The following is a 16,078-nucleotide window of genomic DNA, read 5'->3' as shown; positions in this document are numbered from 1 at the left end:
CGAGCCACTGCTGTTGACCGAACCATCCATCCGGCCGATAGCACCGCCAGAATTGCCCCGAGGCCCCAATGACCCCAGACTCAACTTTCCATGACTCGGCCACAGCCGACGAAGGACGCGATGCCGACACCGCCTGGCACAACGAAATCCGCGCGGGCGTGCGCCACGTCCGCGATCTCGCCTCGCTGCCGCTGTCACCCGCCGAGCGCGCGGCGGCGCAGGAGGCGGCTACGCGCCACAAGGTGCGTGCCCCAAAAACCTATCTCGACCTGATCGACTGGAACGATCCCGCCGATCCGATCCGCGCCCAGGTCATTCCATCGCCGGATGAGCTGACGGAAACGGAAGGCGAGCTCGACGATCCGATCGCCGACCATGCCTTCAGTCCGGTGCCGCGACTGACGCACCGCCACGCCGACCGCGTGCTGTTGTTTGCGACCTACCAATGCGCGGTCTATTGCCGCTTCTGCTTCCGCAAGGAATCCCTGACCTCGATCGGCCGCGGCTATACGCGAGAAGCGCTCGAAGAGGCTTTTGCCTATATCGAAGGCCATACCGAAATCCGCGAAGTGATCCTGACCGGCGGCGATCCGCTTTCGCTGCCGGACAAGGCGCTGGCCGAAATCCGCACCCGCATCGAGGCGATCGCGCATGTGAGGCTGCTGCGCATCCACACGCGCGTGCCTGTCGTGCTGCCCGCGCGCATCACGCCGGGGCTGGTTCACGCCTTGCAGGGCCGGCTGATGGTCACAATCGTCACCCATTTCAACCATGCGCGGGAGATCACTCCGGCCACCGAATTGGCCTGCCGCGTCATGCGCCAGGCAGGCTTCGTGCTGCTCAATCAGAGCGTCCTGCTCAAGGGCGTCAACGACACGGTCGAGGTGCTGGAGGAACTCTGCCGCGAACTGATGTACCGGCTCGGCGTCAAACCCTATTACCTGCACCATGGCGACCTCGCGCGCGGCATGGCGCACAGGCGCACCACGATTGCGCAGGGACAGGCGCTGGCCGGCGCGCTGCGCGCCCGCCTGTCGGGCATCTGCAATCCGGTCTATGTGCTGGACCTGCCGGAAGGCGGCGGCAAGGTGCCGCTCGGGCCATGCCATGTCGAGGGGCGGGAAGGGCAGGATTGGCGCATCCGCGGCCAGGATGGCGAGGTAAGGGTATATCGGGACGTGGTGGTGTAGGCACGGCGCAGCGGCGCCAATGATCGCCGCCGTCACATTGTCGATCGGGATGACCGATCGCACCGAACTATCGCCACGACGCGTTCGCCTGCATTCCGTATGTTGACATAAAGATATCCTTATGTGAGAGTTGTCGCCTCAAGGATAAAAAATGTCGCAGAATTCTGCATCGCTGGACGCATTGTTCGGCCCCGTCGCGGCCAGACCCGATGGGTCCGAAGTGCTTGCGGCGCTGACGGCAGCGGCACGCGAGCGCATCCTCATCCTCGACGGCGCCATGGGCACGCAAATCCAGGGTCTCGGCTTCGACGAAGAGCATTTCCGCGGCGAGGCTTTCGCGGGCTGCGCCTGCCACCAGCAGGGCAACAACGACCTCTTGATCCTCACGCAGCCGAAGGCGATCGAGGAGATCCATTATCAATACGCCATCGCTGGCGCCGATATCCTCGAGACCAACACCTTCTCCTCGACCTCGATCGCCCAGGCGGATTACGGCATGGAGGATGCCGTCTACGCGCTGAACCGCGACGGCGCGCGGCTGGTGCGTCGGGCAGCGGCGAGGGCACAGCAGGAGGACGGCAAGCGGCGCTTCGTCGCCGGCGCGCTCGGGCCGACCAACCGCACCGCCTCGATGTCGCCCGACGTCAACAATCCAGGCTACCGCGCCGTCACCTTCGACGAATTGCGCCTGGCCTATGGCGAGCAGCTGCGCGGCCTGATCGACGGCGGCGCCGACATCATTCTCATTGAAACCATCTTCGACACGCTGAACGCCAAGGCGGCTATCTTCGCCTGCAACGAGTTATTCATCGAAAAGGGCGTGCACCTGCCGGTGATGATTTCCGGCACCATCACCGATCTCTCCGGCCGCACGCTGTCGGGCCAGACGCCGACGGCGTTCTGGCATTCGGTGCGCCATGCGAGCCCCTTCACCATCGGCCTCAACTGCGCGCTCGGCGCCAACGCCATGCGCGCGCATCTGGCTGAAATATCGGGTGCCGCCGACACCTTTGTCTGCGCCTATCCGAATGCCGGCCTGCCCAATGAATTCGGCAGGTACGACGAGAGCCCGGACTTCATGGCCGCGCAGATCGAGGATTTTGCGCGGGAAGGGCTGGTCAATGTCGTCGGCGGCTGCTGCGGCTCGACGCCGGACCACATCCGCGCCATTGCCGAGGCCGTGAAAAAATATCCGCCGCGCGCGATTCCCGAGATCGAGCGCAAGATGCGCCTGTCCGGGCTGGAGCCGTTCACGCTGACCGATGAGATTCCCTTCGTCAATGTCGGCGAGCGCACCAACGTCACCGGCTCGGCCAAGTTCCGAAAGCTGATCACGGCGGGCGACTATGTTCCGGCGCTCGACGTGGCGCGCGACCAGGTCGCCAATGGCGCACAGATCATCGACATCAACATGGATGAAGGCCTGATCGATTCGAAGAAGGCGATGGTCGAGTATCTAAACCTGATCGCCGCCGAGCCTGACATCGCGCGGGTCCCGGTGATGGTGGACTCCTCGAAATGGGAGATCATCGAGGCCGGGCTGAAATGCGTGCAGGGCAAGCCGCTGGTCAACTCCATCTCGATGAAGGAAGGCGAGGAAGCGTTCCTGCACCACGCGAAGCTGGTGCGCGCCTATGGCGCGGCCGTGGTCGTCATGGCCTTCGACGAGGCCGGTCAGGCCGACACCAAGGCGCGCAAGGTGGAGATCTGCACCCGCGCCTACAAACTCCTCACCGAACAGGCCGGCTTCCCGCCCGAAGACATCGTCTTCGACCCCAATGTCTTCGCGGTCGCCACCGGCATCGAGGAGCACGACAATTACGGCGTCGACTTCATCGAGGCCACCGGCGAGATCACCGGCACGCTGCCGCATGTCCATATCTCGGGCGGCGTGTCGAACCTGTCCTTCTCGTTTCGCGGCAACGAGCCTGTCCGCGAGGCGATGCACGCCGTGTTCCTCTATCACGCCATCCAGCGCGGCATGGATATGGGCATCGTCAATGCCGGTCAGCTCGCCGTCTACGACACGATCGAGCCGGGGCTGCGCGAGGCCTGCGAGGATGTCGTGCTCAACCGCGTGCCCAGGGCCGGCGGCACCGCCACCGAGCGCATGCTGGAGATCGCCGAACGCTTCAAGGGCACCGCCGGCAAGGAAGCCAAGGAGCGCGATCTCGCCTGGCGCGACTGGACGGTCGAGCAGCGGATTTCCCATGCGCTGGTCAACGGCGTCACCGAATTCATCGACGCCGACACCGAGGAAGCGCGCCTCGCATCCGAGCGGCCGCTGCATGTCATCGAAGGCCCGCTGATGGCCGGCATGAATGTCGTCGGCGATCTGTTCGGCGCTGGAAAGATGTTTCTGCCGCAAGTGGTGAAGTCGGCGCGCGTGATGAAGCAGGCGGTGGCCGGATTGCTGCCGCACATGGAGGCCGAAAAACTGGCCAACGCCGCCAATGGCATCGACAATGGCGAGCGCCAGACAGCCGGCAAAATCCTGATGGCGACTGTAAAGGGCGATGTCCACGACATCGGCAAGAACATCGTCGGCGTCGTTCTGGCCTGCAACAATTACGAGATCATCGATCTCGGCGTCATGGTGCCGGCGGCGAAGATCCTGCAGATGGCTCGCGAGCAAAATGTCGACATCATCGGCCTGTCCGGCCTGATCACCCCGTCGCTGGACGAGATGGTGCACATGGCCGCCGAGATGGAGCGTGAAGGGTTTGACATTCCGCTGCTGATCGGCGGCGCCACGACCAGCCGCGTGCACACGGCGGTGAAGATCCACCCGCGCTATTCCAAGGGACAGACGGTCTATGTCAATGACGCCAGCCGCGCCGTCGGCGTCGTGTCATCCTTGCTGTCGAACGAGACCAAGGGCGGCTACGTCGACACAGTGCGGGCCGAGTACAAAAAGGTCGCCGACGCGCATGCCCGCTCCGAGGCCGACAAGCAGCGGCTGCCGCTGGCCAAGGCCAGGGCCAATGCGCACAAGGTCGACTGGTCGACCTATGAGCCGCCGAAGCCGTCCTTCACCGGCGTAAAAGTTTTCGACGACTGGGACCTGACGGAGCTCGCGCGCTACATCGACTGGACGCCGTTCTTCCAGACCTGGGAGTTGAAAGGGCGTTACCCCAAGATCCTCGACGACGAGAAGCAGGGACCGGCGGCACGCCAGCTTTTCGAGGATGCGCAGGCGATGCTGACAAAAATCATCGCGGAAAAATGGTTCGCGCCGCGCGGCGTCATCGGCTTCTGGCCGTCCAATGCCGTCGGCGACGACATCAGGCTGTTCACGGATGAGGCACGCTCGCAGGAGCTTGCCACTTTCTTCACGCTGCGCCAGCAGCTGATCAAGCGCGACAGCAAGGCCAATGTCGCGCTGTCGGATTTCGTCGCACCGGCCGACAGCGGCAAGCCGGACTATATCGGCGGCTTCATCGTCACCGCGGGGATCGAGGAGGTGGCGATATCAGAGCGCTTCGAGCGCGCCAATGACGATTATTCCTCGATCATGGTCAAGGCGCTGGCCGATCGTTTCGCCGAAGCGTTCGCCGAGCGCATGCATGAGAAAGTGCGCAAGGAATTCTGGGGCTATGCATCAGACGAGATGCTGGCGCCCGACGAACTGGTCGGCGAGCCTTATCGCGGCATCCGCCCGGCGCCCGGCTATCCCGCGCAGCCCGATCATACCGAGAAGGCGACCTTGTTCCGGCTGCTCGACGGCGAGCGCAATGCCGGCGTCAGCCTGACCGAGAGCTATGCGATGTGGCCGGGCTCCTCGGTCTCCGGCATCTATCTCGCTCATCCCGAAAGCTATTATTTCGGCGTCGCCAAAGTCGAGCGCGACCAGGTCGAGGACTATGCCCGCCGCAAAGCCATGCCGCTGGCCGATGTCGAGCGCTGGCTCGGCCCGATCCTCAACTATGTCCCTCAGCACTATGCCGAGGCGGCGGAATAGCGGCTGCGACGTGGCCCAATGGCTGCTCGACCGCTCCCTTGATTTTTCACCGTCGAAAAAAATCGCGCCGCACCCGGTTCTCGGCGAGCTGCCGGTTGTCGGTCGGTCAGACTTAGGTCCCTCGCGCCTGCTTTTCTGGAACAAGCCGTGATGTCCCGCATTTTATTGGCAGGGACACAAGGAGTGTCGAGTGAAAGCGATTTTGGGACTGGTCGGCGGCTTCGTGCTGACCCTTGCGGTGTTCGGCAGCGGGCTGGTTTTCGCAGCCTGGCTGCTTGCCGCCAAGCCAGCGCGGGAGGCAAGGCCGACCGTCAGCGTGGCGGAACTGTGGACCCGGAAAGCGCGGCCGGTGGACAAGACGGCGCAGGACTTCGAACGTGTGCCGCCCGAGCAGTCCGCGCCTGCCGACATCGCCGCCAAGGAGCCAGCCCAGGACCCGGCCAGGCAGCAGCCCGATCCCACAGTCACCGGCGCCATCGCGCGGACCGAACTGCCGCCGCCGCATCTCGCCTGGTGCGCCAGCCGATACCGCTCCTACGATCCCGACGACAACAGCTACATGTCCTATAGCGGACAGCAGCGCACCTGCGTATCGCCCTATCTCGCCGCCGACCGCGTCGCGCCGCGAGAGGCAAGCTACGTCGAGGGCGCGGGCGCCTACGCGGCCGCCGGCGGCGACCATGTCGAATCCTGCTTCAGCCGCTATCGCTCCTACCGTCCGGAAGACAACAGCTACCAGCCATATTCCGGCGGGCCGAGACGGCAATGCGAATAGCCAGCGCGAAGGGCGCCGCAACGATTGCGACCGCGCGATTTCTGGGATCGTTCGAATCGTCCTCAAAGCCCAGGGGAGAACCACCATGGAAGACGACCGGCATCACAAGATACAGCAGCGCGCCTACCAGATCTGGGAGCGCGAAGGCACTGGTGACCCCGAGCACCACTGGCACCGGGCCGAGGCCGAAATCGACCGCGAAGCAGCCCTGCCGCTGACCGCCGACGACGCCCTGCCGCGCGAGATCGCCAGCACCGACGTCCTGACCGTCGAGGAACTCGCCGTGCGCACCGGCATATCGGGCGACGAGGCACAGGAGCTGATCGACAGGCTTGGCGCGGACAGGGCTGCAGTTGAGCTGGCGGCGCGGGGGATCAACGGGAAGCGGCGGCGAGCGAAATTCTGATAGCTTGAGGGGCATCTCATTCCTAAGACGTCGGCAGTCGCGTGATCGCGGTAGCCTGATGGCGAGCGGCGACGCACCGAAATGCGAAATATTACGGTTCGGAGAAGCTGCTTTGGCTATGGAAGGACTCCAGCCACGAAGCGTATGCCGCTCGGATCACAGAGGACATCTATGCCGGTGATCCTAGGTAACATATACGTGCTCTACTAGATCCGTTTAAGGAGTTCAGAATGGCGGACGAGAAACCCAAATTTAGCCGCCTGGATCGGCTCTCGCTCTCCAATCAGATGAGAATTCTGGAGGCCCTTTATCCAGACGAGGCTGAAGGTATCGCTGTACAGCGCGAGGCAATCGAGCGTGGATATGAAATCCTTTATGGTTGGGACATGGATCACATCTACGACGATGACAACGTGATGACGGTTGATGAGTCGAGTGAGGTTTGGGACACCTTGGATATGTTCGACGCGATCAATCGGTTTGTCTCCAAAACCGAGGATGAGGAGATCAAAAATAGCCCTTTCACGAAATTTATGGGCTACGACGGCAACAACGAGGGGAAGTTTATGGCCTTCACGGCGTACACGATCGAACGCTTGAAACGATTCGAGTACGTGCCGACGCTGAAGAAAAACTATTGGAACTCCCACATGCCTGTCCGTGATACCTATAAACGGATGTTGAAAGAGTGGCACAAAGTCCCACGAGAACGTCGGTTCAATCTCACTGCGGCCGAGGTAAAAGCCATTCTCACGGCGGCAGTTCATCCGAGCAATCGTTAGGTCATGGAAGCCACCTTATTCTGGAATCTCCTAAACCTCGTTGGCTTTGGACTTTCAATCTATGCGGCCTGGGCAGCCACGTCTGCAAAGCAGGCTGCGAAGAAAGCCGCAGAAGCAGTCGTAGAAAAGAAAAATCAGCTAGAAGATGGTGACCGTCTAAAGGACTTGCTGGCTGTATTGAACGCAGCCAAGGACGCTGCGATGCGTCGGCAAGGCGGCGCGCCTGAGTTCCTGTCTGCGGGGCATGACCCAGCAAGAGACCTGCACGCGCTTCGAACAGCGCACGACCGCCTAATAACGCGGCTTCCCATAAAACTCGGACAAAGCCTGCGCGCAGACGCAAAGAATGCTGCAGGCGAGCTTCAAAAGGCAATCAAAACTATCGAGGAGATCGGCGTCAATCGTGATGGTTGGAAGGATGCACTCGCGACTCTGCAAATTCTGATTCCTAGCTTGGAGCAGGAGGACCGACGGCGGAGCGACAGGGAGCTGCTGGAACACGTCATCGACTGAGTTGTCGATTGAGCATTCCTGGCGAACAGCTCTAGGATCTCTCAACCATCTCACTGTAGGCCTGCAGCATGCTCTCGACGTCTTCCCACTGATTGGTAAGCGAGATCAACGCATCCAAAGGGTGAGCCCCTTTTCGCGCTGCCTTTGCAATTGCCCAAAGGAGATAATCAAGCGTGATTGGGCTGTCCGCAACTTCGAAGGCATAGGTATTATTTATTGTCGCGTGATGAGGGAAATTCCTATTTGCATCAGCGATGGCCTCTTTCAAACCAGTTGATTTCGCACGAAACGCTGCATTTTCAGCGCGCTTCGCAGCGCGCTGATGAGCGTCCACCTGTTCTTGAGCATGGCTCAGCGCGATACGAAGGGCTTCGATTTCTGAAGCGGACGCTTCGTTGACTTTGTTTCCCCCTCCCACTGCGCGGAGAAGCGCTTCAAAAACCTCCTCGTACCGACCCTCATCCCGAAAATCACCATAAAACTTACCGCGAAGAAATCCAGGCAACTCGACATCCGAAATAAGTAAAGGTAGCACCATCACTCGTTTCTCATCAATTTCACGGTTGCTCGCAATATCCAATTCTTTTTGAACCCATTGACTATCAATCGAAGACTTTGACAGGAGTGCGCACACATAGTCGACCTTATCCAACCCCTCTCTAATTTTACCAATTAGAGAATCGCCGATGTTTATCTCTGCTTCGTCAATCCAAACCGAATGGCCATTGCTCCTGAGATTAGCGGCCAACTTCCGCGCAAAAGGTTTGTCGGCATGCGAGTGACTAAGGAAAATGTAGGCCATTGTTTTTTCGAATATCCAACCGAAGATGTAGGACTCATGCCAAAATGGGTTGCCGCGAGCAAGAGCTAGATATCCATTTCTTAGATCGCTCTTCTGACGCCGGAAGACCTTGCATTGCCGCGTTCGTGCTTTGGTATATTGTGCAGCTCTATTCACCAGGGATTCGTAATTTATAACCGATGTATCCCCGTCCCACCCCGTTATTAATTGCGCGTGAGACAGAGGCGATCTCAAGGCGGGGCCTATTGGTTCCGTGCCCTCAGTTCGATGGCCGTCAGTGGCGGTTTGGCCGCCTAGCTGCGCACCTGACAGACTGGTTGCCAGAGTTTGCGTTTAGGCCGGACGACCTGCCAGATCGTATCGAGAATACGTCAGAGGTTCGGCGCCTAATGGAGCGTGCTATAGCGCACCTTTATTCGGAAAAGGCCGGGCCAAGTCGCGGCGAGTTAGGTGAGTTACTGCTTCACGTCTGCTGCAGGCAGTTCTTTGGCACTTTTCCTGCGGTCTCAAAACTATTTTACAAAACCTCGTCCAACGAAGTGGTGAAGGGTTTCGACCTAGCCCATGTGCGCCTTTCCGAAGAAGGAGAGATAGAGATATGGCTAGGAGAAGCGAAATTCTACCGCGACGGCAAACAGGCCGTGCGTGCTGCCGTAAAGTCGGTCAAAGAGCATCTTGATCGCGGATTTTTGCAGGGCGAAAAAATAATGCTTGGTGGGAAGATTTCTAAGTTCACACCTGGTTATGAGCGACTCCAGTGGATGTTCGACGTAGATACTCCACTTGATCAAATATTCGATAGAATAGTAGTGCCTATATTGGTGACTTACGACAGCGAGTCCTGCTTGGATTTTCAAGGCGAAGATAGCTACAATTCTCAACTTGAGGCGGAGGTTCTCGCGCTGGACGACGAGGTCAATAGCCGCAACATCGCGGTTAGTGTCGTCAAGATCATGATACCAATGAACTCGAAGAAGCTCCTTCAGGACGAATTCGATCGACGCATGGGATTCTATCGAACATGAGGCGACAGGAGCTAGAAGCGGTTCTCGCAGCAGATGGATCCGATCTCACTGGTATTTTTCGAAAAGCATCTGCGCTCGGTCGCTATATATTGGAGCATGGCGCCGCCGAGGGGTGGTTGAACCAACACATTATCGCACTCCACGCTGCCGTATTAGATTTTCCGGCCTTAGAAAGTCTTCTGCCAGTGACGCAAGGGCTGCTGCGAGAGGTAGGGCTTTTTCCGTACCTGGAGAGCGCTGAGCTAGACTGGCAGGACGCAATAGCAAGAGAGAGTTTTCGCCCGTCTGGTGAGCTAGCTTCAGGCTATCTATTTCATAGAGAACAGGCTCACGCTTTTGACGTTCTTGCGCTCGGGCAGAATCTGGTCCTTAGCGCTCCAACCAGCTTCGGAAAGTCGTTTCTAGTCGACAATCTCATCGACGTTCGTCGGCCTAGGACAGTAGTGCTCGTTGTGCCAACGTTAGCTCTGTTGGACGAACAAAGGCGTCGATTGGATAAAGCGTTCGGCAGAGCCTACAGAATCATCCATCGAAATGACCAGTTGCTCTCCGAAGATATGGGAAACATCCTCGTATTGACGCAAGAAAGATTGAGGGACAGAACGGACCTTCCCAAGATAGACCTGCTCATAATCGACGAGTTCTACAAGCTGAATGCCGATATTCAGGACGCCCGCAGCCGCTGCCTGAATATTGTGTTCAGTCGGTATGCGCCGAGGGCCAAACAGATATTTCTGCTAGGGCCAAATCTGGACTACGACGTGGATCTGGGGAGGATTTTCGCTAAACGGATAGATTCAGATGCCACCACCGTTGCTACCATTATTCACGACTTTAGCCATGAGTCGTTCAAGCGCAAACGCCTTGCCGCGCTACTCGCAGAAAGGTCAATGGAGAAGTCGTTGGTGTTCTGCAAGTCGCCAGCTTCGGCCCGAAAACTTGCAGAATCCTTAATCCAAGAAGGTATTGGGTACGACCTCCCTTACTGCCGGCAGCTGGGCGCATGGCTTGCTGAGCATTACCATCCCGATTGGGTCGTCGCATCAGCGCTTAAAATAGGTATCGGAATGCACCACGGCGCCATGCCCCGGAGCGTGTCTCAACAGATTCTTCGTGCGTTCGAGGAGAGTGATCTTAACATCCTAATTTGTACATCAACACTTATAGAGGGAGTTAACACGAAGGCAGAGAACGTTTTCATATTCGACGATAAGATACGGTCGAAGAGATTTGACTATTTTTCCTATAGAAATATCTCTGGACGAGCGGGCAGGTTTAGAAAGTACATGATCGGGAACGTTTTCTTGTTCAACGAACCTCCCGATCCCGAGGCTTATCAGTTGGACATTCCGAGCTTGGCAGACCCTGCCGACCTAAGCGACGACTTCCTCATTGGTGTCGATGGTTTCGCCCACGACGATTCATTCCGCGATCGACGTGCCCGGCTTGAGACGGATCTCGATCTTCCTGCTGAGTTAATAGAGCAGTTGGCTACTTTTCCAATTGCGTCCATTCGAGCTGTAGCAGACAAAGTAAAGGAACGGCTCAGGGCCGGAGATCAGCGAGTGTTGTGGTCCGACCGAGCAGGCTATGAGGAGCTTGCCGCAACGCTCGCAATGGGATGGCGTCCCTTTGCGAAAGATTCGTCGCTAGTCTCCGCCGGTCAGGCTGCGTTCTTTGCGTTCCGGATGCTAGGTACAGGTGGGCGCATAAGGGATTACCTCAATAGGATAGTTCAGTCCTCTAAACCGGAAGGGGTGCAACGCGAAATTGACCGCGCGCTCCGCGCGATTCGTGAAGTAGATTTCTACGTGCCATCCGTGCTCTCGGCGCTACAACTTCTAGTGAATCATTTCGCCATGCGGGTCGAACTTCCCCAGGTCGATTACCTGACGATGGCCGAGACTATCGAAAGCCATTTTCTCCCACGGCACGTGAAGGGTTTGGAGGAGATCGGAATTCCTATCCCGTTGGGAATGAAGGTGCACGGTTACCTAGGAGGAGATCATGATCTCGATGAAGCCATAACTACACTAAGGTCGCTTCGGGAGCGAGACTACATCGACGGCGGCCTTACACAGTTCGAATATCGGATGATTGCCGCATCAGTCTAGCCATCGTGACACTTAGATTCTCAGTTCTATTTTTAGAGAGGGTGCTGGGTACAAGCCAAATCGATTCCTCGGCGGTGCCTGTCAGGAACACCCGTCCACCGCTCGCAAATCCCCTCCCATTAACCTTTCATTAACCATACCACCGCTAGCGTTTACCTCTCAGTAAGGAATCGCCCGCCGTGACCTTTGCCGCTCCCCTCGAGGCCAAATCCATTCGCTTTCGCGCCCGCTCCTTCGTGGCTTTCACGCTGACGCCGGAGGCGCCTTTGGACGTTTGGCTGGAGAGCCTCGATCGCTGGGTCGGCAATTCGCCGGGCTATTTTGCCGGGCGCCCGGTGGTGCTCGATCTCAACGTGCTGAAGCCCGATGTCGTGGCCATCGAAGCGCTGGTCGATCTGCTCGGCCAGCGCGGCATCCGCATCTATGCCATCGAACTCGACGGCGGCACTGAGCTTGGCGCGCATCTGCCGCCGGTGCTGGTCGGCGCCAAGGAGGCGACCACCGACGGTCTGCTGCAGCCGAGCCGCAAGGCGGGCAGGGCGGAGGACGCCACGCCGGCAGGCGATACGAAGGCGGCCGGTGACATCAAGGCAGAGGCCGGCGATTTGAAGGCGGGCGATTTGAAACCGGCGAGCGATGCCAGGGCACAGCCGAAAGACGCCAAAATTGCCGCACCCGACGCTGGCACGTTGATGATCCGCTCGCCGATCCGTTCGGGCCAGCTCATCTTCCATCCGCATGGCGATGTCATCGTGCTGGGCTCGGTCGCGTCCGGATCCGAGATCGTCGCCACCGGCTCGATCCATGTCTATGGCACGCTGCGCGGCCGCGCTTCCGCAGGCGCTCAAGGGAACACGGCGGCGCGCGTCTTCTGCCGCAGGAACGAGGCCGAGCTTCTCTCGGTGGATGGCTGGTATTGCACGGCCGAGGAGATGGACCCGTCAGTCCGGGGCAAGCCTGTGCAGGCATTTCTCGACAACGGCATGCTGCGCATCGCCCCTTTCAGCTAATGCGTCTCGCCCGACAACGACATAACGAACAACAACGGAGGCTTTATTGATGGGCAAGGTAGTGGTGGTCACCTCGGGCAAGGGGGGCGTCGGCAAGACGACCTCTACCGCGGCTCTGGGGGCGGCGGTCGCCAAGACCGGCAAGAAGGTGGCGCTGGTCGATTTCGATGTCGGCCTGCGCAACCTCGATTTGATCATGGGCGCCGAACGGCGCGTGGTGTTCGACCTCGTCAACGTCATCCAGGGCTCGGCAAAGCTGTCGCAGGCGCTGATCCGCGACAAGCGGGTCGAGACTTTGTTCCTGCTGCCGGCCTCGCAGACGCGCGACAAGGATGCGCTGACCGAGGAGGGCGTGGCCGAGGTCATCGGCAAGCTGCGCTCGGTGTTCGACTATGTCTTCTGCGACAGCCCGGCCGGCATCGAGCGCGGCGCGCAACTCGCCATGCGCTTTGCCGACGAGGCGGTCATCGTCACCAATCCGGAAGTGTCGTCGGTGCGCGATTCCGACCGCATCATCGGCCTGCTCGATTCCCGCACCTTGCGGGCCGAGGAGGGCGAGCAGATCGCCAAGCATGTGCTGGTCACGCGCTACGATGCGGGACGCGCCGCGCGCGGCGAGATGCTGTCGATCGACGATGTGCTGGAGATACTGTCGGTGCCGCTGCTCGGCATCATTCCGGAAAGCCAGGATGTGCTGCGCGCCTCCAACCTCGGTTCGCCGGTGACGCTGTCGGAGCCGCTGAACGCCGCCGCCAAGGCTTACATCGACGCGGCCAAGCGGCTCGAGGGCGAACAGCTGCCGGTCATCGTGCCCTTCGAGCGCAAGGGCTTCCTCGATCGTCTTTTGGGAAGGAGGGCGGCATGAACCTGCTCGACATCTTCAAGCGGCGCACCAGCGCGCCGGTGGCGCGCGAACGGCTGCAAGTGCTTCTCGCCTATGAGCGCCGCAACCGCAGCCAGCCCGATCTCGTCTCCATCCTGCGCGAGGAGATCATGGCGGTGATCGCCAAGCATGTGCAGATCGACCAGGATTATCTCCAGGTCTCGATGGACCGCGGCGAGACCATGTCGACGCTGGAGATCGACATCCAGATCCCCAACAAGAGCGCAGTGCCGCTGGCCATGGCTGGGTGAGGGCACCCGAAGGACGGGCGAGACCCGTGGCTCGCCCCGGCAAGTCGATCCGCAAAGCGGANGGGTGAGGGCACCCGAAGGACGGGCGAGACCCGTGGCTCGCCCCGGCAAGTCGATCCGCAAAGCGGATCGGGGTGGGGGTCTGCGCGGACCTCCGCCATCTTGGGTTCCTCTCCCAGACTTTCGTGAGGGAAGAGGAAATCCACATCCCCCACGGTCAGCGCTAGTACCCCCGCCCGGACCTACGGTCCGACCTCCCCACAAGGGGGAGGTAGGGGGCCAGCGCCTCTCCCCAAAAAACATTCAACCAACTAGTTGACTATCTAAAATCTCGCCTCTATATTCAACTACATGGTTGAATTAGAGGCGCCCCAGATGGACCAGGTTTTTCACGCCCTCGGCGACGCCACGCGCCGGAACATGCTTAACCACCTCGCCGGCGGCGAGCGTACGGTGAGCGAGTTGGCGCAGCCCTTTGCCATGTCGCTGGCCGCCGCCTCCAAGCACATCAAGGCGCTGGAGCATGCCGGGCTGATCCGGCGCGAAGTGCGCGGGCGCACCCATGTCTGCCGCCTCGAGGCCCGCCCGCTGGCCACCGCCTATCAGTGGCTCGGCCAATACGCGCGTTTCTGGAACAGCCGCCTCGATGTCCTCGAACAGCTTTTGCGCGAGGAGGCGGGGCGCAAAACGTCGACAACGCCGGCACCGGCAAATCCAGAACCATCGAAGCCGGAATCACCCAAGCCAGACACATCCAGGTCAACATCATCCGAGGGAGACGACCGATGAACCAGATGAACAGCTTCGACGGCTACGCCCAGCTGATCCAGCCGGCCACGTTGAGGATCGAACGGCTTTTGCACGGAACCAGGGAGCGCGTCTGGGAATATCTGACGCAGAGCGATCTGCGCCGCCAATGGCTGGCGGCCGGCGACATGGAGATGGAGGAAGGCTCTTCCTTCGATCTGGTCTGGCGCAACGACGAACTGACCGACCCGCCCGGCGACAGGCCGGCCAGCTTCAGTGGCGGGGAGCAGCGGATGCACAACCAGATCGTCGAGTGCGATCCGCCGCGCAAGCTCACCATCACCTGGAACGGCAGCGGCAATGTCACCTTCGAATTGGCGCAGCGCGGCGACGACGTCCTGCTCACCCTGGTCCACCGCCGCCTGCCGGACCGCTCAAGCCTGATGATGCATGCCGCCGGCTGGCACGTGCATCTCGACCTCCTGGTTGCCCGCGTAGCGGCCGAGAAGCCCGAACCGTTCTGGGACAGCTTTAGCCGTATCGTGGCGGAATACGACCGGCGCCTGCCGGCCTGACCTGACCTAACGCATCGCCCGGTCCAACCGGGCACCATCGATCCCTTGCGCCGGATGCCGGCGCAAGGGCCGGCGAAACACGCGCCTTCGCCAGACACCGCGGCGCGCCAGCGGAAATGAAACCAGGCAACGTGCTTGCATCCCGCAAGCCCGAAGGAGGAAGTCATGCGTAAATTGATCACCGGAATGAAGATCTCCATCGACGGCAAGATGGAAGGCCCCGAAGGCTTCGCCGACTGGGTCGACAACTGGTCGGAGGAATACGGCCTGATGCCTGAGATCGACGCCTGCCTGCTCGGCGGCGTCATGTATGCCGGTTATGAGCGCTACTGGAGCGCGATCCAACAGAACGAGCCGGACCAGCCATTGCCGATGACCGGCAGACTGGTCGACCCGGCCGAACTCGAATGGGCGCGCTTTGCCGCGAAAACCCCGCACTATGTGCTGTCGAACACCATGACGACGTCAGCCTGGGCCTCGACGCGCTTCCTGCGCCGCCTCGACGACGTCGCGGCGCTGAAGCGCGAGCCCGGCAAGGACATCTACCTCATGGGCGGCGCCCGCATCACCGCCAGCCTGATCGAGGCGGGGCTAGTGGATGAAATGCGGCTGATCGTCTATCCGCTGCTCGCCGGCGACGGCAAGGCGCTGTTCGGCACGGTGCACGCCCGGCACGGACTGGAGCTGCGCCAGGTCGGCCAGCTGTCGGATGGGCGGGTGAGCCTGGTGTATGGGCTGGCGAGCTAGCCTCTTTTCCTCTCCCTCCGGAGGGGGGAGAGGTGGCGCCGCGAAGCGGCGACGGAGTGGGGGAAGGCGCTCATGAAACCCACGGTCGCCGCAAAACAGGAGCGACGGAGCGAGGGGCGAAACGCCTGCAAGCAGGCAATCAGGCGGATGAACGGTCGACCCCCACTCCGTCGAGCTACGCTCGACACCTCTCCCCCGATCGACGGGGGAGAGGAAATGCGTCTGTCCGAACCGGATAGATAGGTAACAGAATGGACCGATAGCATGGGTGACAGTTTTCTTGTCCGCCGGAGGACC

Annotated in this window: 15 protein-coding genes; 14 read left to right on the top strand and 1 reads right to left on the bottom strand. The window is 60.3% G+C overall.

Annotation, left to right across the window (positions count from 1 at the left end):
• Window positions 1-68: 68 nt before the first annotated feature.
• The 6 genes from X757_RS137735 to X757_RS137760 all read left to right on the top strand — a co-directional run bounded on the left by X757_RS137735 (window position 69) and on the right by X757_RS137760 (window position 7,627).
• The gene (locus tag X757_RS137735; protein ID WP_023727797.1) at window positions 69-1,190 is read left to right on the top strand and encodes a KamA family radical SAM protein; all 1,122 of its coding nucleotides are present in this window, start codon (window positions 69-71) and stop codon (window positions 1,188-1,190) included.
• A gap of 151 nt (window positions 1,191-1,341) precedes the next feature.
• The gene (gene metH / locus X757_RS137740; RefSeq protein ID WP_023727796.1) at window positions 1,342-5,151 is read left to right on the top strand and encodes a methionine synthase; all 3,810 of its coding nucleotides are present in this window, start codon (window positions 1,342-1,344) and stop codon (window positions 5,149-5,151) included.
• A gap of 190 nt (window positions 5,152-5,341) precedes the next feature.
• On the top strand, window positions 5,342-5,926 hold the full coding sequence (locus tag X757_RS137745) for a BA14K family protein (protein WP_023727795.1): 585 nt from the start codon (window positions 5,342-5,344) through the stop codon (window positions 5,924-5,926).
• An 85-nt stretch (window positions 5,927-6,011) separates the two neighbouring features.
• Window positions 6,012-6,332 carry a DUF2934 domain-containing protein gene (locus tag X757_RS137750; RefSeq protein ID WP_023727794.1) on the top strand — a complete coding sequence of 107 codons (321 nt, stop codon included), beginning with the start codon at window positions 6,012-6,014 and terminating at the stop codon, window positions 6,330-6,332.
• A 230-nt stretch (window positions 6,333-6,562) separates the two neighbouring features.
• Window positions 6,563-7,114: a YfbU family protein gene (locus X757_RS137755; protein WP_023727793.1), complete on the top strand. Its 552-nt coding sequence runs from the start codon at window positions 6,563-6,565 to the stop codon at window positions 7,112-7,114.
• Window positions 7,115-7,117: 3 nt separating this feature from the next.
• Window positions 7,118-7,627: a hypothetical protein gene (locus X757_RS137760; protein WP_023727792.1), complete on the top strand. Its 510-nt coding sequence runs from the start codon at window positions 7,118-7,120 to the stop codon at window positions 7,625-7,627.
• A gap of 31 nt (window positions 7,628-7,658) precedes the next feature.
• Here the strand turns inward: X757_RS137760 and X757_RS137765 are convergent, their stop codons facing one another.
• Window positions 7,659-8,429 carry a toll/interleukin-1 receptor domain-containing protein gene (locus tag X757_RS137765; protein ID WP_023727791.1) on the bottom strand — a complete coding sequence of 257 codons (771 nt, stop codon included), beginning with the start codon at window positions 8,427-8,429 and terminating at the stop codon, window positions 7,659-7,661.
• A gap of 179 nt (window positions 8,430-8,608) precedes the next feature.
• Here X757_RS137765 and X757_RS1000000165920 point away from each other — a divergent pair, with 179 nt between their 5' ends.
• The 8 genes from X757_RS1000000165920 (at window position 8,609) to X757_RS137800 (ending at window position 15,781) form a co-directional block, all read left to right on the top strand.
• The gene (locus tag X757_RS1000000165920) at window positions 8,609-9,454 is read left to right on the top strand and encodes a DUF1837 domain-containing protein (RefSeq protein WP_050593988.1); all 846 of its coding nucleotides are present in this window, start codon (window positions 8,609-8,611) and stop codon (window positions 9,452-9,454) included.
• Window positions 9,451-11,568, top strand: coding sequence for a DEAD/DEAH box helicase (locus tag X757_RS137770; RefSeq protein WP_023727789.1), 2,118 nt, complete (start codon window positions 9,451-9,453; stop codon window positions 11,566-11,568). The genes X757_RS1000000165920 and X757_RS137770 overlap by 4 nt, the downstream gene beginning before the upstream one ends.
• 179 nt (window positions 11,569-11,747) lie before the next feature.
• On the top strand, window positions 11,748-12,578 hold the full coding sequence (minC, locus tag X757_RS137775) for a septum site-determining protein MinC (protein ID WP_023727788.1): 831 nt from the start codon (window positions 11,748-11,750) through the stop codon (window positions 12,576-12,578).
• 49 nt (window positions 12,579-12,627) lie between these two features.
• Window positions 12,628-13,443: a septum site-determining protein MinD gene (minD, locus tag X757_RS137780; RefSeq protein ID WP_023670342.1), complete on the top strand. Its 816-nt coding sequence runs from the start codon at window positions 12,628-12,630 to the stop codon at window positions 13,441-13,443.
• Window positions 13,440-13,712: a cell division topological specificity factor MinE gene (minE, locus tag X757_RS137785; RefSeq protein ID WP_023684809.1), complete on the top strand. Its 273-nt coding sequence runs from the start codon at window positions 13,440-13,442 to the stop codon at window positions 13,710-13,712. The genes minD and minE overlap by 4 nt, the downstream gene beginning before the upstream one ends.
• A 351-nt stretch (window positions 13,713-14,063) precedes the next feature.
• Window positions 14,064-14,501: a helix-turn-helix transcriptional regulator gene (locus tag X757_RS137790; RefSeq protein WP_023727787.1), complete on the top strand. Its 438-nt coding sequence runs from the start codon at window positions 14,064-14,066 to the stop codon at window positions 14,499-14,501.
• Window positions 14,498-15,034: an SRPBCC family protein gene (locus X757_RS137795; protein ID WP_023727786.1), complete on the top strand. Its 537-nt coding sequence runs from the start codon at window positions 14,498-14,500 to the stop codon at window positions 15,032-15,034. Before X757_RS137790 ends, X757_RS137795 begins: the two co-directional genes overlap by 4 nt.
• Before the next feature lie 165 nt (window positions 15,035-15,199).
• Window positions 15,200-15,781 (top strand): dihydrofolate reductase family protein, encoded by a 582-nt coding sequence (locus X757_RS137800; protein ID WP_023727785.1) that lies wholly within the window; start codon window positions 15,200-15,202, stop codon window positions 15,779-15,781.
• The last annotated feature ends 297 nt before the right edge of the window (window positions 15,782-16,078 follow it).

It is taken from the genome of Mesorhizobium sp. LSHC412B00, assembly GCF_000503035.1.
Lineage (GTDB): Bacteria > Pseudomonadota > Alphaproteobacteria > Rhizobiales > Rhizobiaceae > Mesorhizobium.
Note: the sequence above shows the minus strand (reverse complement) of the source record. Positions and strands in the feature narration are given on the sequence as shown.

Bases quoted from the DNA above. Each gene is read 5' to 3' on its own strand.
- X757_RS137755 (WP_023727793.1), top strand. From the start codon at position 6,563: ATGGCGGACGAGAAACCCAAATTTAGCCGCCTGGATCGGCTCTCGCTC.
- X757_RS137795 (WP_023727786.1), top strand. From the start codon at position 14,498: ATGAACCAGATGAACAGCTTCGACGGCTACGCCCAGCTGATCCAGCCG.
- minE (WP_023684809.1), top strand. From the start codon at position 13,440: ATGAACCTGCTCGACATCTTCAAGCGGCGCACCAGCGCGCCGGTGGCG.
- minD (WP_023670342.1), top strand. From the start codon at position 12,628: ATGGGCAAGGTAGTGGTGGTCACCTCGGGCAAGGGGGGCGTCGGCAAG.
- X757_RS1000000165920 (WP_050593988.1), top strand. From the start codon at position 8,609: ATGTATCCCCGTCCCACCCCGTTATTAATTGCGCGTGAGACAGAGGCG.
- metH (WP_023727796.1), top strand. From the start codon at position 1,342: ATGTCGCAGAATTCTGCATCGCTGGACGCATTGTTCGGCCCCGTCGCG.
- X757_RS137800 (WP_023727785.1), top strand. From the start codon at position 15,200: ATGCGTAAATTGATCACCGGAATGAAGATCTCCATCGACGGCAAGATG.
- X757_RS137790 (WP_023727787.1), top strand. From the start codon at position 14,064: ATGGTTGAATTAGAGGCGCCCCAGATGGACCAGGTTTTTCACGCCCTC.
- X757_RS137735 (WP_023727797.1), top strand. From the start codon at position 69: ATGACCCCAGACTCAACTTTCCATGACTCGGCCACAGCCGACGAAGGA.
- X757_RS137750 (WP_023727794.1), top strand. From the start codon at position 6,012: ATGGAAGACGACCGGCATCACAAGATACAGCAGCGCGCCTACCAGATC.
- X757_RS137760 (WP_023727792.1), top strand. From the start codon at position 7,118: ATGGAAGCCACCTTATTCTGGAATCTCCTAAACCTCGTTGGCTTTGGA.
- X757_RS137770 (WP_023727789.1), top strand. From the start codon at position 9,451: ATGAGGCGACAGGAGCTAGAAGCGGTTCTCGCAGCAGATGGATCCGAT.
- X757_RS137765 (WP_023727791.1), bottom strand. From the start codon at position 8,429: ATGGCCTACATTTTCCTTAGTCACTCGCATGCCGACAAACCTTTTGCG.